17 protein-coding genes and 3 pseudogenes are annotated in these 20,082 nt (G+C 69.2%); 8 read left to right on the forward strand and 12 right to left on the reverse strand.

All coding sequences use genetic code 11. From position 1 onward, the window contains the following. Positions 1 to 75: 75 nt before the first annotated feature. The 4 genes and pseudogenes from BEK98_RS45105 to BEK98_RS45115 all read right to left on the reverse strand — a co-directional run bounded on the left by BEK98_RS45105 (position 76) and on the right by BEK98_RS45115 (position 3,497). Positions 76 to 552 carry a hypothetical protein gene (locus tag BEK98_RS45105; protein ID WP_143684255.1) on the reverse strand — a complete coding sequence of 159 codons (477 nt, stop codon included), beginning with the start codon at positions 550 to 552 and terminating at the stop codon, positions 76 to 78. Between the two features lie 220 nt (positions 553 to 772). Further along, on the reverse strand, positions 773 to 1,513 hold the full coding sequence (locus tag BEK98_RS51195) for a hypothetical protein (RefSeq protein ID WP_341869052.1): 741 nt from the start codon (positions 1,511 to 1,513) through the stop codon (positions 773 to 775). 398 nt (positions 1,514 to 1,911) lie between these two features. Further along, positions 1,912 to 2,127, reverse strand: a pseudogene (locus tag BEK98_RS49695) (hypothetical protein); the annotation flags it as partial. Positions 2,128 to 2,423: 296 nt separating this feature from the next. Further along, positions 2,424 to 3,497 (reverse strand): alkene reductase, encoded by a 1,074-nt coding sequence (locus BEK98_RS45115; protein ID WP_094222646.1) that lies wholly within the window; start codon positions 3,495 to 3,497, stop codon positions 2,424 to 2,426. A gap of 114 nt (positions 3,498 to 3,611) precedes the next feature. Here BEK98_RS45115 and BEK98_RS45120 point away from each other — a divergent pair, with 114 nt between their 5' ends. Then, positions 3,612 to 3,989, forward strand: coding sequence for a MerR family transcriptional regulator (locus BEK98_RS45120; RefSeq protein WP_094222647.1), 378 nt, complete (start codon positions 3,612 to 3,614; stop codon positions 3,987 to 3,989). A gap of 12 nt (positions 3,990 to 4,001) precedes the next feature. Here BEK98_RS45120 and BEK98_RS45125 read toward each other — a convergent pair whose 3' ends face one another. From BEK98_RS45125 to BEK98_RS45135, 3 genes are all read right to left on the reverse strand, one after another. Further along, the gene (locus BEK98_RS45125; protein ID WP_094222656.1) at positions 4,002 to 4,391 is read right to left on the reverse strand and encodes an AQJ64_40280 family protein; all 390 of its coding nucleotides are present in this window, start codon (positions 4,389 to 4,391) and stop codon (positions 4,002 to 4,004) included. Positions 4,392 to 4,771: 380 nt separating this feature from the next. Further along, positions 4,772 to 5,041, reverse strand: coding sequence for a hypothetical protein (locus BEK98_RS45130; protein WP_094222648.1), 270 nt, complete (start codon positions 5,039 to 5,041; stop codon positions 4,772 to 4,774). Positions 5,042 to 5,935: 894 nt separating this feature from the next. Beyond that, complete coding sequence (locus tag BEK98_RS45135) at positions 5,936 to 6,538, reverse strand: TetR/AcrR family transcriptional regulator (RefSeq protein WP_094222649.1); 603 nt, start codon at positions 6,536 to 6,538, stop codon at positions 5,936 to 5,938. Positions 6,539 to 6,657: 119 nt separating this feature from the next. Here BEK98_RS45135 and BEK98_RS45140 point away from each other — a divergent pair, with 119 nt between their 5' ends. The 7 genes and pseudogenes from BEK98_RS45140 to BEK98_RS50575 all read left to right on the forward strand — a co-directional run bounded on the left by BEK98_RS45140 (position 6,658) and on the right by BEK98_RS50575 (position 13,590). Beyond that, positions 6,658 to 7,467, forward strand: coding sequence for an SDR family NAD(P)-dependent oxidoreductase (locus BEK98_RS45140; RefSeq protein WP_094222650.1), 810 nt, complete (start codon positions 6,658 to 6,660; stop codon positions 7,465 to 7,467). 741 nt (positions 7,468 to 8,208) lie between these two features. Continuing rightward, positions 8,209 to 8,436 carry a ferredoxin gene (locus tag BEK98_RS45145; protein ID WP_094222657.1) on the forward strand — a complete coding sequence of 76 codons (228 nt, stop codon included), beginning with the start codon at positions 8,209 to 8,211 and terminating at the stop codon, positions 8,434 to 8,436. Beyond that, on the forward strand, positions 8,426 to 9,820 hold the full coding sequence (locus tag BEK98_RS45150) for an NAD(P)/FAD-dependent oxidoreductase (RefSeq protein ID WP_094222651.1): 1,395 nt from the start codon (positions 8,426 to 8,428) through the stop codon (positions 9,818 to 9,820). Before BEK98_RS45145 ends, BEK98_RS45150 begins: the two co-directional genes overlap by 11 nt. Positions 9,821 to 9,859: 39 nt before the next feature. Next, positions 9,860 to 11,068, forward strand: a complete 1,209-nt coding sequence (locus BEK98_RS45155) for a cytochrome P450 (protein ID WP_094222652.1) — start codon at positions 9,860 to 9,862, stop codon at positions 11,066 to 11,068. Between the two features lie 176 nt (positions 11,069 to 11,244). Continuing rightward, a pseudogene (locus BEK98_RS45160) lies at positions 11,245 to 11,658 on the forward strand (1,2-phenylacetyl-CoA epoxidase subunit PaaE); the annotation flags it as partial. A 266-nt stretch (positions 11,659 to 11,924) separates the two neighbouring features. Next, a complete protein-coding gene (locus tag BEK98_RS45165) occupies positions 11,925 to 13,133 on the forward strand; it encodes a L,D-transpeptidase (RefSeq protein WP_094222653.1) in 1,209 nt (402 codons plus the stop codon). 223 nt (positions 13,134 to 13,356) lie between these two features. Further along, complete coding sequence (locus BEK98_RS50575; protein ID WP_244202267.1) at positions 13,357 to 13,590, forward strand: Rossmann-fold NAD(P)-binding domain-containing protein; 234 nt, start codon at positions 13,357 to 13,359, stop codon at positions 13,588 to 13,590. A gap of 676 nt (positions 13,591 to 14,266) precedes the next feature. Here the strand turns inward: BEK98_RS50575 and BEK98_RS45175 are convergent. The 5 genes and pseudogenes from BEK98_RS45175 to BEK98_RS45195 all read right to left on the reverse strand — a co-directional run. Then, positions 14,267 to 14,626, reverse strand: a complete 360-nt coding sequence (locus BEK98_RS45175) for a DUF1330 domain-containing protein (RefSeq protein ID WP_094222654.1) — start codon at positions 14,624 to 14,626, stop codon at positions 14,267 to 14,269. 877 nt (positions 14,627 to 15,503) lie between these two features. Beyond that, a complete protein-coding gene (locus BEK98_RS45185; RefSeq protein ID WP_094222655.1) occupies positions 15,504 to 17,009 on the reverse strand; it encodes a GMC family oxidoreductase in 1,506 nt (501 codons plus the stop codon). Between the two features lie 4 nt (positions 17,010 to 17,013). Further along, positions 17,014 to 17,520 (reverse strand): annotated as a pseudogene (locus BEK98_RS50580) (zinc-binding dehydrogenase); the annotation flags it as partial. Positions 17,521 to 17,532: 12 nt separating this feature from the next. Further along, the gene (locus tag BEK98_RS50585) at positions 17,533 to 18,153 is read right to left on the reverse strand and encodes an alcohol dehydrogenase catalytic domain-containing protein (RefSeq protein ID WP_244202268.1); all 621 of its coding nucleotides are present in this window, start codon (positions 18,151 to 18,153) and stop codon (positions 17,533 to 17,535) included. A gap of 269 nt (positions 18,154 to 18,422) precedes the next feature. Continuing rightward, on the reverse strand, positions 18,423 to 20,082 hold a 1,660-nt coding region (locus BEK98_RS45195; RefSeq protein WP_244202269.1), incomplete at its 5' end, for a LuxR family transcriptional regulator.

The following is a 20,082-nucleotide window of genomic DNA, read 5'->3' on the forward strand; positions in this document are numbered from 1 at the left end:
CCAGCTCAGTGCAGCCCCGTCCCGGGTTCTGGCTCGCTTTCCGTGAACCGGTCACAGTGGGTCATGCGACGCCGTTCAAAGGCTGCTGTTTCGGTACGCGTCTGCGGCAAGAAGGTCTCGCGCTGCGGAGGTGACCTCGTCAAAGTGCTGCTGTTCCAGAGGCTGGTCGTTCAGCAGGTCGATTCTTCTCGCCAGATCGACAATGGGTTGCAGCGCGTCGGGGTAGTCGAGTTCGGCTGCGGCTTCCTCATGGATCAGTTTGGCTCCGTGTATGGGATCGAGCTGGCGCGCCACAATCTGGGTCGCCCACCAACGGGCCGCGGTCCATCGCGCCTTGGCCAGATCTTCCGAGGTCAGTGGCAGTAGACCCAATTCTTCCAGCACAAGATCGAACATCTCGCGGGCCTGGGGGTGCTCACCGCGCGCGAGCCCAGCAAGCAGGGGAAGCGAGGGAGCCTCAACGCCAGCCACCAGGGCGTCAATTCCCAGCTGGACCAGATAGGTGTCCGAGGGGCGCTGCCAGGGCGCCATCGACAGGTCTGCAGCGGCCATGCGCATCAAGCTGATCGCTACTACTGCGTCCATGTTGTGCCTCGCCCCCTCGTCACCGTTCCGTGAAGGATTCCTATCATCGAGAGTCAGGCAGTCGATCAGGTGGCCAGCAATACGCGCTTGCGTAGCAGGCTGAATCCGGCTCGGCCGAACATCTGGCGCTTGAGCATCTTGATGCGGTTGACGTGTCCTTCGACGACGCCGGAGTTCCAGGGCAGGGTCAGGCCGGCGATGACCGCATCGCGGTCTCGATCGATGCCGGCTGCGAGAGTGTGGAGGCTGGGAAGGTCGTCCTGGCGGACGGCGTCGAGCCGCTGCGGGAGGGTCGGCTGAGGATCCATCTCGTGACCACGCGCGGTGCCGGCGGCTGCGCGGTGACCGGCCGTGGCGAGGTGCGTTTCTCTCGCAGGTAGGCGCTGACCCGGCCGTAGCTGCCTCGATAGCCCAAGGGAACGATTTCCTCCCAGAGCTTCCAGGCGTTGGTGCAGCCCTCGCCCCAACGCTCGTCCAGGTAGGTCTTGTACTTGTCGAGGACGGAGGTCCTGTTGTACTGCCACTGGCCGCGAAAGAGGTCTTCCGGCTTCGCAGCGTCGGCTTGGCTCTTGACGGTGCGGTGGGTGATCTGGAGCTGACGCGCGATGGAACGGCGGCTGTGGCTGGCTTCCAGCAGCGCGTGGACCGTGGCGTGCCTGGTTCGGACGCGGTTGGCGAATCGCTCGCTCCGCCATGGGGAGTCCGCCTTCTTCTCGGGCAGCGTCGGTTGGGCGGCCTTCTCCTCGCGATCGGGGACCAGGACGCGAAGGCACTGGCGGTGGCCGGCGACAGCCCGCTCAGCGGCCTGGCCGAGGTTGTGCCACAAGTGCCAGCGGTCGGCGACCTGCGCCGCCTGTGGCGCCCTCTGCGAAGAACCGGTGCGCGGTCCCGGCAGACGATCTCGATTCCGGGTCGCTTCGCCAGCCATGCGGCCAGGCTGGACGCCTCCCGGTCAGGCAGCAAATCCCCCGGCCGACGGGTCTCGACGTCGACGAGCACCGTGCCGTAGACCCGTCGTACTTTGCGCGTGGCGTACTCATCAACACCGACCACCCGCGGGGCCGGGACTTCGGGTTCGGGCAATGCATCGAGCATCCGCAGCACCGCGCTGCGGCTGATGGACACCCCGAAGCCCCCTGCCATCCGGGCGCCAGCCCGGCCGGCGAGGGCGAGACCCACCGCGGTGAGAGTCGACCGCAACTGTTCCGTCCACCTGCTGTGCCGCCGGGGCAGTCCCGGCATCTGCTCAGCGAACGTCCGCCGAGCGCACGAAGACTCCGGGCAGAAGAACCACCGGACTCGCAGTTGGAGGACCACCAGACGTCCCCCACTCGGCACGTCCGCAGGAAACCGCAGGTAAGAGCTGTGCACCCGGGTCGACTCGCTCCCACAGTCCGGGCATGCCGCCCCGGCCGCCGTACTACCCACTTCGATGCGTATCGCCTCGTGGCTCACGTCCAGCGACAGCACCGACACGTCCGCGAGCCGGAAGCCACCGGCTGGTGGCAGGCCCACCACCCCGACCTGCTGCGACAGCGACATACGACCGTGTGGGTGTCTCCGCCAGGGGCCGAGCTTGCTGAATCGGCAAACGAGTTCGTCTTCTGGGCAGGTTCTTCCGCATGATCGGCGCCGAGCCAACGGAACTGCGGATGGAAGCCGTAGCCGTCGAGCGGCTTCATCCCGCCAGGGCGGTCGCTGTGTCTGGCGTGCGGAGGTGCTGGGTCAGGAAGGGGACCGCGCGGTCCAGCGTCTGGTCGGCCTCGTCGAGGACGCCGACGAGCGACTGGGGGCGCACGGCTGACTGGGCCGTCTCTGTCGGCCCGCCCGCGCGGGCGTCAGGCCGTGTGCTGATAGGCCGGATAGGTGAGGTAGCCGGTGTCGCCGCCCTGGTAGTACGTGGTCTCGTCGACGGGGGCGATCGGCAGGCCGGTGCGGAGGCGTTCTACGAGGTCGGGGTTGGCCAGGAAGCCGCGACCGAAGCTGATCAGGTCAGCGCCCAGGCCCAGCCAGTGGTCGGCTTCCGCGCGGCCGGTCTGCTTGGGGCCCATCGGGAGGACCGGATTGACGATCAGGGTGCTGGGCCAGGTGCGGCGCAGGCCGATCAGCACCTCCTCGTCCGTGGTCACCTCCAGGTGGACGTAGGCGAGTTGGAGCCGGTCCAGTTCCGTCAGCAGCGCGGTGTTGAGGGCGAGCGCGTCGGTCTCCTCGACGCCCCAGAAGCCGCCACCGGGGGAGAGGCGGATGCCCGTCCTGGCCGCGCCGATCGCGTCCACCGTCGCGGCCACGGTCTCTACGGCGAACCGGATCCGGCCCGCGATCGTGCCGCCGTAGCGGTCCGTGCGCCGGTTGGCGTTGGAGGAGAGGAACTGGGAGATCAAGTAGCCGTTGGCACCGTGGAGTTCGACTCCGTCGAAGCCCGCGTCGATCGCGCGGCGAGCCGCCTCGGCGTACGCGTGGGCGTGCTGGGGCACCTCGGCGGTGTCCAGTTCGAGGGGCATGGGCGCGGGCTGCGGGCCGGTCGGGGTGAAGACGTCGCCCACTGCGGCGATCGCCGAGGGTCCGACGGGCTGGTGGCCGGTCGTGTCGGGGTGCGAGACCCGGCCGCCGTGCATGAGCTGGGCGAAGATCCGTCCGCCGTTGACGTGTACGGCGTCGGTCACGGCACGCCACGAGGCGGCCTGCTCATCGGTGTGCAGTCCGGGCGTGCCTGGGTTGGACTGCCCGATGAGGCTGGGCTGCACGCCCTCGGACACGATCAGTCCGGCCGTCGCGCGTTGCGCGTAGTACGTGGCCATGGACGGTGTGGCGAGGCCGCTGGTCGTGGCCCTGGCGCGGGTCATCGGGGCCATCACCATCCGGTTGGGCAGGGTCAGGTCGCCGAGTCGGTAGCTGCTGAACAACGTCGTCACGTCGGGCTCCTCCGTACGTATCGCGTGCCCGGATGCCGGGCACAGCGCTACGCTAAAACCTGACATTGATGTCAGAGGCAAGCGATGTGGCGTGGTTCACCACAGGAGGCAGTCGTGCGGATCGGCGAGCTCGCGGCGCGTACCGACGTCAGCGTCCGGTCGCTGCGCTACTACGAGGAGCAGGGGCTGCTGACCAGCAGTCGTAGCGCCAGTGGGCAGCGGCATTACACGGAGGCCGAGGTGGAGCGGGTGCGATTCATCCAGCGCCTGTATGCGGCGGGCCTGTCCAGTCGTACGATTGCCGAGTTGCTGCCCTGCGTTGACACGCCCAGCGAGGGCAACTCCGATGCCGCTCTTGAACGGATGGCGCAGGAGCGCAATCGGCTCTCCGAGCACATCAACGAACTCGTGCGGACGCGGGCCGCATTGGACATCCTGATGGCCACGGCGCGGGCCCATCGGGAGAGCGAGGCACTCGCGCAAAGTGTCTGAGCGCGCCGTGGGTCAGGTGCAGGGACGAGTGCCCCACGCGTTCTGGACAGCCGACTGCACGCCTTCCCCAAGAACCAGGTGCGTCATGCCGCCTGGAAGGGTGGGCAGCTCAGCCCAGTGAGTCACGGTCTCTTCACTGGAAAGGCCGTAAGGCAAACGGACAACCCCGTCGGAGTCGACGAAGCAATCCCTGTGCTCCGCCCCGTCCTCACTCCAGTGCAGAGTCACGAAGACCATCGGCCTCACCAGCCAAAAGTCCTCACCCACCGCCGTATCGGCCTCGGGCTCGGTGGCGTTGTCAGCCGGATACCGGCCCGTGATCGCTGCTGCCACCGGTGTACCGCTCCGAGGCAGCCTCTCGCGTGCGTCAACCCACGTCACCACGGTGTTCAGATTTGTCATCTCCACCCTCACTCGGTCACTCGGCACATCGCCTTCTGCCCATATGCCGGCGCCCGGCAAGGACACTGCCCCGACCCCGGCATCTGGCAAGACCGACCGGCGAGCGCGATGGTTGCTTGAGCCGGAACGCGCACGGCACCAAACAAATGTGGAGTTCACGCGGGCTCGTCGGCGGTCGTGGTGCAGAGAACAGGGCAAGGGAGGAGGTGAGAGCCCTCTCGATACCTGTTGCCCGTACGTGCCAAGTTCTCCGAATTGCTGGCGGATTCTGCGAGTTCGGCAAGTAAATTGCGAGGTTATGCGGGATTCAGGAAGTCGCCGCGGTCTGAACGTTGGTCACCGGCCGACGGCGTCAGGTGCGTTCCGGCTTCTTCGTCTCCTCACGTCTCCTCGGTGGCTGCGGTCCGGGCGCGACGGCGGCTCAGCAAAGTGCCTCCAGCGATCACCAGGCCGAGGGCGATGACCCTGGCGGCCTGGTAGTAGCCGGACGCCAGCTCCTCTGGGGTGCCGGGCAGCCGGAAAAAGACCCACGCTGCCGCGAGACCCCCGAAGGCGATCAGTGCCACAGCCCCCCAGGTCCCGAAGCCCGCCCACCAGGGCCCCGGGTCGTGTCCCCGCTCGTCGGTCTGCTCAACGTCCTTGTCGGCCATGGTCTGTTCTCCTGGGCGTGTGGTGGCGGTCGCGCGGGAAGACGCGGGCCGGGCGCAGAAGGTTCACCGGGCCGAACGTTCCCTTCTCTTCCGTATCGCCCCACACAGGCATGAGGGCCATGAACTCATCAGCCCTCAGCACAAAGACACCCCCAACACCAGTGGGTTCACCTCCGCGACTACCTTCGGGGGCGCCGGGTAGGATGCCCCGCACCGGTCCGCGTGTGCCCCTCAGCCGCGGTCCGCAAGGCCGCGAGGCACTGATCGTAGAGGTCTGCCAGGCCGCGTCGTCCATCGTGTCCGGCCCACAGCTCGGTTGCCGTGTCGACGCAGGCCACGCGCACACCCTCGTCGTGTGTCTGGTACTCGCCGGCTTGGCTTCCGTACTGACCAGGCCGCAGGACTTCACCGGACGGCGCATCGCCGTGGTCTGCGCCGGCGGCAATGCCTCCGCCATCGAAAGCGAGGCGCTGAGCGGGGGCATCGCATCGGTGCTCAGATCGAGTACACCGAGAAGGGCACGAAGAAGGCGTGCCGGGGCTGGGGCGACAAGATCAGCATGGTCCGGCGGGACCTGGACCTCGTGCCCGCAGGTAGCACGGGGTACCACCGGGAAACCTGCGGCAAGTCCTGATGCACCGGCATTCGACGCCCGGCTCGATCCAGTCCTGCCCGGCCGCACTTCGGCAAGCGCCTGCGGGCCGAGCTCGCCGCGACAGGGAACCATGACGCGCACTGCCTGGTGAACAGCGCGCCGGCGTCCGGCACTTCGACCACATGGTCGCCCGCGTCGACGCACACGGCGCCGGCCGCGTGGTGGTCGCCGCGAACGAGGGCGCCACGAACCCGCTGATCGGGGACGGCAACCTCCCGCGACTGAGTCTGACGGCCTGCTCATCCGCGGGCTGCGGCGACCGCCTCGTCGAAAGCCCACTCCATGTCGATCGTGCCGCCGCTGCGCACCCAGGCGTCCGTTGCGGCCTCCAAGCAGGCCAGGGCGCAGGCGGCGAGCGCGCGGGCCCGCAGCTCGCTCATCGGGTCCCTGGTTGCGCCCAGGCGCCGCACGATGTCCGGGACGAGCAGGTCCGTCCACTGCTGGCGCTTCTCCCACTGGTGCGCCCGCAGGGAGGGCGAGGCGTGCAGCATGCTGGTGATCTTGAGAAAGTCCTCAGGTGAGTAAGGGAGCGAGTCGTAGAGCGCCTTGAGGGCCGCTCGGAGAGCTTCCCAGGGCGGTTCGCCAGGCGGACGCGCTTCCAGTGCGGTCCGCAGGGCCTCGCCGTGCTCGGCGTGGTCGCCGAGCACGATGTCCTCTTTGGAGCCGAAGTAGCGGAACAGCGAGCGTCGCGAGATGCCGATCTCGTTCGCGATCTGCTCCATGGTGGTGGCCTCGAATCCGTGCTCGAGGAACAGCCGCATCGCAGTGGAGACGATCTCGGCCTGTACAGCTCGCCGGGTGCGCTCCCGCAGCCCCGCCGGATTGCCCGCGCGATGGTCCATGACTCCGTAGCCTACCGCGCGCTGCACCCAGTACCAGTCTGGCACTGTGTGACAGATTTGGCGTACAGTGCCAGTCAGTGTCACCGCCGAGAGTGTCCACCGCTTCCCGGGAGCAGCCCATGAGCACCGTCGACTACCACGGCCAGACCACCCTCATCACCGGCGCCAGCGCCGGCATCGGCGCCGAGTTCGCCCGGCAGATGGCCGCCCGCGGCTCAGACGTCATCCTCGTTGCCCGCCGCGCGGAACGGCTGGAGAAGCTGGCCGCCGAACTCACTGCGGCTCATGGCGTACGGGCCGCAGTCATCCCGCTCGACCTGAGCCTGCCCGCCGCGGGGCAGACCCTCGCCGAGGAGGTGGTGCGCCGGGGCCTGGAGGTGACCAGCGTCGTGAACAACGCCGGATTCGGTACCTTCGGCCCCTTCCACACCGAGGACCCCAAGCGGCTCGGCCACGAGATCAGCGTCGACATCGCGGCCGTCGTCGACATCAGCCGGGCATTCATCGAGCCGCTGCGGACCGCCGGCACCGGGGTGCTGGTCAACGTCGCAAGCATGGCCGCGTACTTCCCCATCCCGAACATGGCCGTCTACGCGGCGGCCAAGGCGTTCGTACTGAGCTTCACTGAGGCCCTGTGGCACGAATCCCGCGGCACCGGGCTGCGCGTACTCGCGCTGTCGCCCGGTGCGACCAGCACCGAGTTCTTCGACGTCGTGGGCACGGATGCGGCCGACGGCGGCAGCAGGCGCCAGTCCCCGGAGGACGTCGTTGCCACGGCGCTGCGGACGCTCGACCGCCGCACACCACCGCCGAGCGTCATCTCCGGCCGCCTCAACCGCGCGATGGCGACCCTGGCCCGCACGGCCAGCCGACGCCGCACGGTCCAGTTCATGGGATCCACGACCTCCGTCCGCCGGCCGGCGCCGTGACCGCGCACGCCGACAGGTTTCCGCACTGCTACGTCATTCGGCAGGGCAGCAATGCTGGTGAGGCTGGAGGCCCGCCCGCGGTGGGCGATCCTCGACGCGATCCGGTTCCGTTGTTCCGAGGGCATCAAGTGGAGGCCTGCCTGCAGATTCCCCTCATTACCTTCTTCGTGGCCCCCCAACGAGGTTCCTGGCCTCCGGCCCGGCGTGATTGGCCCCCCTGTTGACCATGATCTGGGGGGCGTCACTGGGCCGGGAGTCCGGTCGTCACCGCTGGCCCTGACCGACGACGGCCTGCAGTTCACGGCAAGACCGTCTGGGCCGAGCAGACTCTCCCGCCCCCAGCCACAGCCCGCCCCCGACAGCGGCCATAGGTTTGTCACGACGAACATCACTCCGCGCCGGTCCGGAGTTCCTGCCGGACCGCCCCATTGAGATGCCGGCCTGCCCGGACCCGCCAAGCCCACCTGCCACCGGGAACTCCCGCCTGGGCCCGGGGTGGTGGTCGCGAAGGTCTACGTCAACGGGGCCCACGCCCGTCCGACGTTCAGGCCACCGGCAGCGCCTCGTCTCCCTGGCGGTTGGCCGGGTGGGGGGGCGCATCGGTCTGCCCGGCGCCGTCGCGTTGCGAGCGCCATGCGGAGAGGCCCATCCTGAGGGAGAGGCATGCCGACCACCGTATGGACCGAGCGCAGACGGCTGCGGAGCCTGCGGGACCGCGGCCCGCGCAGGGAGCGGGTTCAGATGAGGCTTGTCGTCGATCTCAACCGATGCCAGGGTTTCGCGCAGTGCGTCTTCCTCGCCCCGGACGTCTTCTCCCTGCACGGGGGAGAAGCGCTGCTTTTCTCCCCTCGCTTCGACGAGGCACAACAGGACCGGGTGGAGAAGGCCGCTGCCGCCTGTCCGGTCCAGGCCATCCTCGTCGACTACTCCGACGAGCCGACGAAGGGTGTGAAGCCCCATGTCGGCTGACACGGACGTAGAGGTCCTGCGGCGCCAGGGCCGAATCGTGGTCGTCGGTGCCTCGCTGGCCGGTCTGCGCGCGGCGGAGACGTTGCGCGACCAGGGCTTCACCGGGTCTCTGACCATGATCGGTGACGAGCCTTACGAGCCCTACGACCGGCCGCCGCTGTCCAAGCAGGCGCTGCTCGGGCGGGCACGGCCCGAGGACACCGCGCTGCCGCGGCGGCGGGACATCGACGCCGAATGGCGTCTGGGCGTCGCCGCCGCGGGCCTGGACCGGGACGCCAAGCTGGTGCGCCTGGCGAACGGCGACACCGTCCCCTACGACCGCCTGCTGATCGCCACCGGGACCAGGGCGCGCCCCTGGTTCCACCCCGAAGAGGCAGCGCTGGACGGGGTGTTCGTGCTGCGTACCCGCGACGACTCCGCACGCCTGCACCGGAAGCTGGCCGGGGCCGTGTCCCGAGTGCTGGTGATCGGCGCCGGTTTCACGGGCTCCGAGGTCGCCTCCGCCTGCCGGGAGTTGGGCCTCGATGTCACCGTCGCCGAACGCGGCCCGGCACCGCTGGTGGGCGCGCTCGGCGGAGTGATCGGCGCGGTCGCGGACCGGCTGCAGCGCAAGAAGGGAGTCGACCTGCGCTGCGGCATCAGCGTCACTGCCCTCGAGGGCGACGAGGTGGGACGACTCAGGCGCGCCCATCTGTCCGACGGTTCGGCCATCGACGTGGACGTGGCGGTCGTCTCGCTCGGTGCCATGAGGAACACGGAATGGCTCGCCGGCTCGGGGGTGGCCGCGGGTCCCCGGGGGATCGCGTGCGACGCCGGGTGCCGGGTGTTCGACGTCAACGGCATCGTCACCGACGACATCTACGCCGCCGGTGACGTCGCCCGCAGCCCCCACCCGCTCTTCGACTACCAGTTCCTGGCGCTGGAGCACTGGGGCAACGCGGTCGAACAGGCCGAGATCGCCGCCCACAACATGATCTGCGCGGGTCCGGATCGCCGTCCGCACCTGTGGCTGCCGATGTTCTGGTCCTCCCAGTTCGGTGTCAACATCAAGTCGGTGGGTGTTCCCTCGCTCGGCGACCAACTGGTCGTCGCCCAGGGGGCGCTCGCCGAGGAGCGGTTCGTCGCGGTGTACGGCTACCGGGGCCGCGTCATCGCCGCGGCGTCCTTCGACGGAGCCAAGTGGCTGGGGTTCTACGAGCAGCAGATCGCGGCCGGCGCGCCGTTCCCGCCGGAGTACCGCACGGTGGACCGCCGCACCGAGACGCTGCATCCGATCGACCCGGCCTTCCCCGACCCCCATCTGCCCACCCATGGGGCCACGGTCACGCTGACGGGTCACTCGCCGAGCGAGCGGCGTGTCGCGTTCGTTCCGGCGCATGCCTGATCACCGGCCCTGTACCGCCCGGAGCCCCGAGGAGACACCATGACGTCCGGCACCCTCGTCGCGCAGATCACCGACTACGCCAATCGGGCCGATCCGTACCCGCTCTACGCGGAACTGCGGGGGACACCGGTCAGGCGGGAGGACGACGGCTCCTACCTGGTCAGCACCTACTACGAGGTGCGGAGTCTGGCCAACGACCCGCGGCTGAGCAACGACACGGGCAACCGTCCGGCCGGCTACGCCCGCCCCGGGCAGCCGGCCCCGGAGAGCGGCCTGCCGCCCAGCTTCATCTTCACCGATCCGCCTGTGCACGACCGGCTGCGCGACACCATCAACCGGCCGTTCGGTCCTCCGCACAGCCCCAGATTCCTCGACGGCCTGCGCGGAGAGCTGGCCAAGACCGTCACCGAGCTGCTCGACGCCTTCGAAGGCAAGGACCAGGTCGACATCGTCGAGGACTTCTCCTACCCCCTTCCCGTCACCGCCATCTGCAGGGTCCTGGGCGTGCCGCGCGAGGACGAACCGCGCTTCCACGTCTGGGCCGATGCCCTGGCGTCGTCCATCGATCCCCACTCCGGCGAAGACGGCGGCCCGGAAAAGGCACAGCGGGCCCGCCAGGACATGGGCGCCTACCTGATCGATCTGATCGAGACCAAACGCCGCCACCCCGGCCCCGGGATACTCAGCGCGCTCGCCCCCGACATGACACCGGCGGACCTGGAGGCCACCGCGGTGCTGCTCCTGGTCGCCGGCCACGAGACCACCGTCAACGCCATCAGCAACACGACCCTCACCCTGCTGCGCCACCCCGACCTCCTCCAGCGGTTCCAGAAGGAGCCGGAGCTGGCTGTCCCGCTCATCGAGGAAGTGCTGCGCTACGAGCCCCCGGTCCAGTTCGTCCCGTGGACCACCGCCCTGGCCGACATCGACATCGCCGGCACCACGATCCCCAAGGGCTCACCGGTCTGGCTCATGCTGGCCGCGGCCAACCGCGACCCCAAGCGCTTCCAGGACCCCGACCGGTTCGATCCCGACCGCAAGGACAACGAGCACCTGGGTTTCTACACCGGCATCCACTACTGCTTCGGCGCCCCTCTCGCCCGCATAGAACTCCATCTGGCGGTGCCCGAACTCTTCCGCCGGGTCAAGTTCTCCGGGCTGCTCGAGGACCCGCCGCCGTACCGTGCCAACGCCGTGCTGCGCGGCCCCCGGCACCTGCCCGTGGCGATCGAGGGCCTCACGGCCTGAACACCGCCGCGAGGGCGATGCTTGTCCCTGCGACCTCGTCTCCTAGCCGCCGCTGTTTCGCGTCCGGGGGTCACGCCGGCCTGAGTTGGACATTCTCGCGGTGCTGCGGGCCGCGAGGCCCGTAGTCGATGTCCGCGCCGGTGTTGCTGCTGGTCATGACCGCGGCGGGAGCGTCGTACCCGGCACGGTTCCAGCTCGCGCACGTACTGTCCCGCGAGCCCCGCGAGACCGAACCGCCGACCGGCCGCCTGGACGCCGCCCGGTTCCGGTTGACCGTGCTCATCGACGGCCTGGTCGATGTCTCCGAAGCCGACCACTGGCGGCTGTGCGGCACGCACGGCGTGGTCCTCGACGCCCAGCGGGTGCTGGCCGGCTGGGCGTGCCCGGCGACCGGATCCACCAGGAACTCTTCTTCGCCGGGACGAGCCCGTCGACACCGTCCGCCACGAGGAGCCCAGCACCGACGGTCCAGTCAGTGAGGTGACCGTCGTCCTGGACGGCTGGTCCACCACCTCCGCCCCTCGACTCCGCGCCGCAGGTCCGCCTTGCCCTTCGCCTGCAAAGGCGGCGTCTGCGGCACCTGCCGCGCCCACACGCCCATCGCAGCGTCTCTGCCATGGCCTGCACCGATCGGCGAGAGCAGATCGACTACGCGCCATCCGACCGTCGAGCAGAGCCTCGGCGACGCTCTCGCTGCGCGTGGAATTCGCCACAATTTGCCCCTTAAGGATGATGAATGCGTAAAGGTAGTTCTTTGTGGACGGTTGCCTTCCTTCGGTAACCAGCTCCAGGGATTCAATGACCAGTGGCATGGGAGAAGCGTTTGATCGCGGCACGTAAGCGACACACCGGGCTGATGGCTACGGCCGGCGTACTCGGCGGCGTACTCGCCCTCACGGCCCTCGGCGGTACCAGCAACGCTGCCACCAGCGGCAACGGCACCGGGGATCAGCCGAAATCGCAGGCGCAGGCAGATCCGGCGGGCGCCCAGGACGCTTCCGACGCCCGAATAAAGATCACGCCCGGGCAAGGTGCCTACAGCGTCGGGATCAACGACCCCGTCAAGGTCACCGTAAGTAACGGCAAGCTCACCAAAGTGACCATGACCGCTGTCGCGACCGGTGCCGAGATTCCGGGCACCCTGTCCGCGGACGGCACGTCCTGGAAGACGACCGGTCGGCTGGAGCGGGCCACCAAGTATCAGGTCGCCGCAGAGGCCGAGGACGCCAAGGGCCGCTCCGTCACCGGGAACGCCACGATCACCACGGTCTCCCCGGCCAACGACTTCATCGGGCACCTCTCTCCCGAGGACGGCTCGACCGTCGGCGTGGCCATGCCGGTGACGTTCACCTTCGACAAGGCGATCAGCGACAAGGCCGTCGTGGAGTCGGAGATCCAGGTCAGTTCCAGCAGCGGCCAGCGGGTCGTCGGTCACTGGTTCAACGATCACCGCCTGGACTTCCGCCCCGAGAGCTACTGGAAGCCCGGCTCGACCGTCACTGTCACGCTCAGCCGCTACGGCATCCAGAAGACGGTCACGTTCAAGATCGGCCGGAGCCAGATCAGCACCGTCGACGCAAAGACGAAGCAGATGACCGTCGTACGGGACGGCAAGACGATCAAGACCATCCCGATCTCGTCAGGCAGCCCCGAGCACCCGACGTACAACGGTCAGATGGTGATCTCCGAGAAGTTCAGCCACATCCATATGAACGGTGCGAGCGTCGGCCTCACGGAGAAGGACGGCAAGCCCTCGTACGACATCAAGGCCGTACCGCACGCCATGCGCCTGACCGACTCGGGCACGTTCATCCACGGCAACTACTGGGGTGCCGACTCGGTCTTCGGCAAGGTCAACACCAGTCACGGCTGCGTGGGTCTGAAGGACGTCAGGGGCGGCGGCGACGGCAGGCAGGCCGCGGCGTGGTTCTTCGACCACTCGATGATCGGTGACGTCGTGATCGTCAAGAACTCCGCGGACAAGACCATGCTGGCCCCGGGCAACGGCCTCAGCGACTGGAACATGCCGTGGAGCGAGTGGGTCTCGGGCAGCGCGACCAGCTGACGCCACGCCACTCCACGCATACGAACCTGAATCCCTTCCGCCAGGCGGCGGCCGACATCATGTCGGCCGCCGCCTGCGGCGTCAGAGCGCTCGAACAACCCCAGCCCGGGGAGCCCCGACACCACAAGCTGATCATTTCAAGCAGGTGGCGGCTCAGCACGCGTTCGCCATGCAACGCCGAGCGGGGCGCCCGTGCGGTGAGCGCATCAACGCAATCGCGCGGTTGCACTGGGCCAGGTTCCTGCCCGCCGACCTCGCCTCGCTCGCGGCAGTCCGCGCCCTCGCCGGTCGATTCACCGCGGACGGTCCGCTGACCATTCTGGTCAACAACGTCGGCGCGATGTTCCCGAGCCGGCAGGACTCCGTCGACGGGATCGAGGCAACGTTCGCCGTCAATCACCTCTCGCCCCACCTCCTGACCGAACTGCTGCTCCCCGCACTGCGAGCCGGATCGTGAACGTCACCTCGGGCGCGATCGGAGTGGCGAAGCGCGTCTTCGACGCGGTCGAGCCGCCGGGGGCTACGGCTTCCACTGGTACGGCCGCGCCAACCTGGCCAGCCTCGCTCAGGCACTGGCGCTGGCCGGGCGGCTCGACGGCACAGGCGTCTCGGTCATCGGATCCCAGGCGCATCCGGTCACCCACTTCCCTCCGGCAGCCGATCCCCGTACCGCCGAAGCCGTCCGCCGCCTCAGCGAGCGCCACGGGGGAGGGACGTCATCTTCTCCTGGTCCGCCGGACGACCGGGTAGACGGCGGACACCACCGAGGCAGCGCAAGCCGCCGACGCGGGGATGAGTTCCCCATAGGCGGCGGCCAGGTCAAGACGCTGTGATCGTGCGACCATCCATCGACGGCGACCAGATGATGCCGGGCGGATCGCGACCAGGTGCGCCATAGGGTTGCGCGGGCGCCGTGCTCTCGGACCAAGCGAATCTCGCGATGCTGTCGATGAACCAGAAGGACAGCGCACCAAGTCCGAGATGAGGGACGCTCACCTGGCACCCGGACTGCATGCCGTGTCATGCCCTCGGCGAGTCCAAGATCAACGCGCTGCACGACGTGCCGGGTGTCTGCGTCCCGTCGTCGGAGTCCGGTGGCTGACGTGGGCTGGATTGCAATGGCTCCTGCGGGTCTAGGAGCCGGATGCTGCTTCGACGGCTGTGCGGACCTGCTGGGCGAAGCCCTTGACGGTGTAGTCGGCGGGGAGGCTGTCGATCAGCACGATGTCGGAAATCGAGTTGTTGGTGCGCAGAGGGCGGATTCCCTGATAGTCGGGGGAGTTGTACCACTGTTCGGCGGCGGCGCGGTCCGGGAATTCCATGAGGACGATCAGGCCGGGCCAGGCGCCCTCCACGACCGTGACGTCACCGTTGGCGAGCCACTTGCCGCCGTAGGGTGCCACGGTGGCTTCGACCTGCTCCAGGTACGACAGGCCCTCCTCGTTGGGGATGTCGCCAGGGATGCGCAGATGGTTGATCAGATATGTGCTCATGTCGGACTCTCCGCAGTGTGGGATATGGCTGCGTCGATGACGGCTGACGCAAAGCTTGTCGAGGCAGATCGGCAGATCCCGGACGGCTGTGCCTGTCGCGTGGTGCACGGAGTTGGCGATCGCGGCTGCTGCGCCGACGATGCAGACTTCACCGATGCCGTGGCTCCCATCGGGTTGGTGTGCGGGTCCTCCGTCTGGAGCCAGTACGTCTCGGGGGAGCCGATGTCGGCGTTGGCGGAGGAGCGGTATGCGGGAGCCTGATCAGGTCGGGAAGGTTCGTATCCCCGGCCAAGAACACCCCGTGCGGTGCTTGGGCCGGCATCACCACCGCCTTCGACATCGTAGGCATGCTGATGGCGGAACGGTTTCAACGGCGCGCCACCCTCTCTGATGGCTGGGCGGACGTTGGCATAGGCGTCGCAGCTGCACAGGTTGCCGCTCATCGAGCCCGGGTGCAGCAGCCCAGTGCAAGGCATTGGACTCGATGAACGAGCGCTGCATGGGATGCAAGCCGTCATGACCGGCCAGTCCAGCCTCCGTGACGATCTCCCGGTCCTCACAAGTGACCGCCAGAGCCAGACAGCTCAGAGCGTGGCGGCCGTCGAGTAGGACGGTACTGGCGCCGCGCCGCCCTTGGCCGCAGCCTTTCTTCGGGCGGGTGATGCCCAGGCGTCCGGGCAGCGGGTCCAGCAGGCTCGTGCAGGTGTCCACGCCGAGCTGGTACTCCTGCCCGTCCACCCGGCAGCGTGATCCGGTCCACGGGTTGGATACCCGACCCGCGGTGTGGGTGCTGGACTCACACTTCATGAACGAGTCTTTCGCGGAGAGTCGCCCGTTGCACCTTCGGAGGGCTGGGCTGGCCAAAACAAGTGCGCCCTCACCGGCCGACCAGCGCGGCGGCCCGTTCGGCGATGGCCAGCACGGTCGCGTGAGTGTTGGCGCCGGGAATGGTGGGCATCACTGAGGCGTCCGCGACGCGCAGTCCGTCGATTCCGTGTACGTGAAGCTCGCCATCCAGGACCGCATCGGGGTCGGTACCGAACCGGCAGGTGCCTACCGCGTGCTGGTACGAGTCGGTGTCACGGTGCAGATAGTCGCGCAGCTCGCTCTTGACGTGCACAGCGGGCCCGGGAAGCGCCTCCTTGTCGCGCCAGTGGTCGAACGCTGCCGAGCTGCCGAGTTCACGGGCCATGCCCAGCGCCGTCAGCATCGTGACCAGGTCGCGGTCGTCGCCGTAGAAGTTCGGGTCGATCAGCGGCGCCGTCGCGGGATCCGCGCTCGCCAGCCGGACCGAGCCCCGGCTGTGTGGATGCAGCGCCGAGAACACGATGGTGTACCCGTTCGCCGGTCCTTGCAGCGACGGCGGGTGGTACGGCACGTCGATGAGAAACACATGGAGGTCGGGAGCGACCAGGTCCGAAGTGGTGCGGACGGCCGCGACGAGCTCGCCGTGGCTGTTACGACCTGGCGGAACGGGCTGCGCTGCGTTGTAGACGACGCCGGCGAGCGGGTGGTCCTGCAGGTTCGCGCCGACACCGGGCAGGTCGGCGACCACGTTGATCCCCACGGCGCGCAGTTGCTCGGCCGGACCGATTCCGGAGAGCAGGAGCAGCTGGGCGGACCCGATCGAACCGGCGGTCAGGATCGTCTCGCCGTCCGCGTAGGCCCGCCGTACCTCGGCGCCGACGGAGTACTCCACTCCGGCACAACGGTCACCGGCCATGATGAGGCGGTGAACCAGTGCGTGCGTTCGCACGGTGAGGTTCGCGCGATGGAGTGCGGGGCGCAGGTATCCGTCCGCAGCGGACTGCCGGATGCCGTCGACGATGTTGAGATCCCACCAGCCGACACCTTCCTGGTCGGAGCCGTTGAGATCGTTGCTCCGGTGGTATCCGGCACGTTCGGTGGCGTCGAAGAAGGCGTACGACAGAGGGTGGACGCTTCTCGCCGGTGCGACCCGCATGGGGCCGTCGGTGCCCCGGTATGCCGGATCGCGCCCCTCAGTCGTCTCGCTGCGTTTGAAGAACGGAAGCAGATCCCCGTAGCCCCAACCGGGAGCGATCGCCGCCCACGCGTCGTAGTCGGCGCGGTGGCCTCGGATGAAGGCCATCCCGTTGGTGCTGCTGGAGCCGCCCAGGACCTTGCCTCGTGGGTAGCGGCGGGGGGTCCCATCGGCCGCCGACTGCGGGACGGTGGTGTAGCCCCAGTCGACCTCGCTGCCGATCAGCTCCGGCCACGCCGACGGGACAGCCATGTTGTCCGGGCCGTTGGCCGCCCCGGCCTCCAGCAGCAGCACCCGATTCCACGGATCCTGGGACAGTCGCGCGGCGATGACACAACCGGCGCTGCCTGCGCCGATGACGATGTAGTCGAACTGTTGCATGGTTTTACTCCGGTTCCAGCGAATGGTAGGGAACGGGGAGGGGATGGTGGGTGGGTCGCGGATGCGGATGCCCATGGCGAGAAGTGCCGTGATGGCGGTCGCCGCTGCGATGCGGTTCACCGGGCGAGGCGTCAGCGGCGTCGAGAACAGCTCGGAAGCGAGCCCGGCCGTCGAGCATGTGCTCGTACGCCCGTGGGGCTTCGGAGAGCGGGAAGAACTCGATGTGCGGGCGGATGCCGTTGGCGGCGCTGAACGCGAGGTTGTCCTCGTTCTCGGCCGGGGTCCCGGTGAGGTGTCCCTGGATGGTGCGGGAGCCCAGGATCAGCTCGGTGGTCTGCGCTTCGACGGGGTCGGGGGCCACGCCGAGGACCATGAGTGTGCCGCGCGGCGCCAGTCCCGCGACGAGGGCGCTCATGGAGGAGCCGCTGGTGGCGGTGGCGAGAACGGCGGCGGCGCCGCCGAGCTCCTGCAGCGCGTCGGCGATGTCCTGCTCGGTGCTGTCGATGTAGTGGTGGGCCCCGAGTTACCGGGCGAAGGCCTCCTTCTCGCGGCCGCGGGCGATGGCAGCCACCCGGTAGCCGCGTCTGCGTGCGTACTGGACGGCGAGGTGTCCCAGCCCGCCGATGCCTTGCACCGCGACGAGGGCGCCGGGTCTGGCGGCGGCTCGGTGCAGCGCGGTGAAGGTGGTCAGGCCGGCGCACAGCAGCACAGCGGCGTCGGCCGGCTGGAGACCCGGGGGGATACGGACCAGGCCGCTGGTGCGGGCGTAGGCGATCTCGGCGTAGCCGCCGTCCGTGGTGGTGCCCGTCTGGTCCTGGTTACGGCAGCTGACGAAGTCCCCGCGGCGGCAGGTGCCGCAGGTGCCGCAGTGTCCGGCGAGGAAGCCGACGCCGACGCGTTCGCCGCGGTGCCAGTCGGTGATGCCTGGACCCACGGCATCTATCACGCCGACGATCTCGTGCCCGGGAATGACCGGCTGGTCCGCCCGAGCGCGGAGGCCTTCGGCGGCAAGTACGTCGGTGTGGCAGATTCCGCAGTACTGGACGCGCAGCCGTACCTGATGCGGCTCGGGGTCGCGTACTTCGCGGTCGACAAGGCGGAAGGTCCGGTTTCCTGTGACCTCCCAGGCCCGGTACGTGGTCATGACCTGCTCCTGGTCTCTCAAGCCCTGTGTCGCCTCTTGCGCTGGAGCCCTGGCGATCGGCTTGCCGATCCGGGAGCGGAGGCAGAACCCACTGTTGTGCGGCGAAGTGCCGATTGCGCCCGTGGAACTCCCTGGTCGCATCCCTGGGGTGGGGCCAGGGGGCCCGTGGGAGGCGGCGAGGTCGCGGGGCACAGACGCCCCTCGGCGGTGGGAACTGTCACCGGGCGGAGACGCGCCCGCCGCCGCGGCAGGTCACCGGCCCGGGTGGGTCACCAGAGGGAGGCCGGCCGTGCGGGGCCCGGCAGTGCCTGGCGGATCTCCCGTCGGGAAGCGATGCCGAGCTTGGTGAACACCTTGCGCAGGTGCCACTCGACGGTGCGGGGGCTGAGGAAGAGGAGGGCGCCGATCTCCGCGTTGGTGTGCCCGTCGCGTGCCAGCCGGGCGATCTGCGCCTCCTGGGCTGTCAGCGCGTCCAGCGGCCGGGCCGCGGGTTTGCCTACGGTCTCGCCGGTGGCGTGCAGCTCGCGGCGGGCGCGCTCGGCGAACGCCTCGGCGCCGATGTGGCTGAACATCTCGTGGGCGCGGCGCAACTCCTTGCGGGCGTCCAGGCGCCGGTTCTCCCGGCGCAGCCATTCGCCGTACAGCAGGTGGGCGCGGGCCAGGTGCAGGGCGCTTCGGGTGCGGGCCAGCCGGTCGCTGGCTTCCCGGTACAGGGCGTCGGCGGTTGGGCCGTCGCTGAGCAGGGCTCGGGCACAGGCCTCGACGCCCAGGCCCCATTCCGTGCCGCAGGCGCGCGTGCGTTCGCCCAGTCGCCCCAGGGCATCGGCAGCAAGGTCGGGCCGGCCGCCACGGACACCTGCCTCGACCACCTCGAACAGGGCCCAGCCGGACAGATTGAGCTGGTCATGCTCAGGCACTCGTCGAGCGCAGGCCAGCGCGTCCTCGTAGCGGCCCACACTGTTGTCCAGCAGCGCGGTGGCGTAGTCCGCCACGAGGAGAGCCCGTCCCTCGCCCCTGGCGGTCGCCTCCCGCACCGCGGCATCGATCAGCTCCATCGCCCGGTCTTCCCGGCCGCGCCAGGCGGCGTGCACCAGCCGGGTGTAGCTGAGGGGCGCGCTACCGGTCACCTGGGTGATGGCCTCCGCCTCGGCCAGGAGTTCCGAGGCGGAGGCGAACTCGCCGGCGTACATCTGGACGCCGGCGAGGATGGCGTCGGCCAGCGGAAGGAGGGTGAGGGCACCGGCCTCTCGGGCGAGCCGGGCCGCACGGGTGGCCAGCTCATGCCATGCCTGGTCGTCCCACAGGTCTCCAGCGACGCGGCACGCCAGCCCCAGTCGGCGCAGGTCGTTCTCGTCACGGACGTCGGCCCGGGACACTGCCTCCAGGGCGCGCCGGAGCGTGGGGACACCCGCGGCATACCCTTGCGTGAACCGTGTCACCAGACCGTCCAGCAGCAGGTCGACCGGCCGAGCCGGCCCCGGCGCGGGTGGCGCGGCGCGGGCGGCCTCAGCCACCTGGAGTGCCCCGCCACCGAGGTGGCCGGCGAAGTTCGCCGCGTCCAGCGCATCGAGGTAGGTCTCACGGGCCAACGCGGCGTCGAGCGGTGCGAGACGTCTGGCCGCGGTGAGCAGCAGTGGCGGGGCGTCGCGGCCGCGGTTCACGGCCAGCGCGATCCGGGCGTGCAGCAGGTCCGCCCGGGCGCGCTGGAGCTCGTCGAGCGACCCGAGCTCCGCGGTCGCGAGCAGTCGGAAGGCGGTGTCCGGTGCCCCGGCATCCAGTTTGGTCTGCGCCGCGGCCAGCGCCCGCGCGCCTCGTCGGGCCGGGTCGGGGGTGAGCCCGGCCGACTGCTCCAAAAACGCGGCTGCCGCCGCGATGCCGCCGCGACCTTGCGCTCTGGCGGCCGAGCGCTCCAGCTCGGCGGCCACCGCC

Origin of the sequence: Streptomyces diastatochromogenes (assembly GCF_002242805.1) — a bacterium.
Lineage (GTDB): Bacteria > Actinomycetota > Actinomycetes > Streptomycetales > Streptomycetaceae > Streptomyces > Streptomyces diastatochromogenes.

Coding starts and splice junctions, on each gene's coding strand:
- BEK98_RS50585 (WP_244202268.1), bottom strand. CDS start 18,153: ATGACCACGTACCGGGCCTGGGAGGTCACAGGAAACCGGACCTTCCGC.
- BEK98_RS45130 (WP_094222648.1), bottom strand. CDS start 5,041: ATGGCCGACAAGGACGTTGAGCAGACCGACGAGCGGGGACACGACCCG.
- BEK98_RS45150 (WP_094222651.1), top strand. CDS start 8,426: ATGTCGGCTGACACGGACGTAGAGGTCCTGCGGCGCCAGGGCCGAATC.
- BEK98_RS51195 (WP_341869052.1), bottom strand. CDS start 1,513: ATGGCTGGCGAAGCGACCCGGAATCGAGATCGTCTGCCGGGACCGCGC.
- BEK98_RS45165 (WP_094222653.1), top strand. CDS start 11,925: ATGGCTACGGCCGGCGTACTCGGCGGCGTACTCGCCCTCACGGCCCTC.
- BEK98_RS45135 (WP_094222649.1), bottom strand. CDS start 6,538: ATGGACCATCGCGCGGGCAATCCGGCGGGGCTGCGGGAGCGCACCCGG.
- BEK98_RS45105 (WP_143684255.1), bottom strand. CDS start 552: ATGGCCGCTGCAGACCTGTCGATGGCGCCCTGGCAGCGCCCCTCGGAC.
- BEK98_RS45155 (WP_094222652.1), top strand. CDS start 9,860: ATGACGTCCGGCACCCTCGTCGCGCAGATCACCGACTACGCCAATCGG.
- BEK98_RS45140 (WP_094222650.1), top strand. CDS start 6,658: ATGAGCACCGTCGACTACCACGGCCAGACCACCCTCATCACCGGCGCC.
- BEK98_RS45125 (WP_094222656.1), bottom strand. CDS start 4,391: ATGACAAATCTGAACACCGTGGTGACGTGGGTTGACGCACGCGAGAGG.
- BEK98_RS45145 (WP_094222657.1), top strand. CDS start 8,209: ATGAGGCTTGTCGTCGATCTCAACCGATGCCAGGGTTTCGCGCAGTGC.
- BEK98_RS45175 (WP_094222654.1), bottom strand. CDS start 14,626: ATGAGCACATATCTGATCAACCATCTGCGCATCCCTGGCGACATCCCC.
- BEK98_RS45185 (WP_094222655.1), bottom strand. CDS start 17,009: ATGCAACAGTTCGACTACATCGTCATCGGCGCAGGCAGCGCCGGTTGT.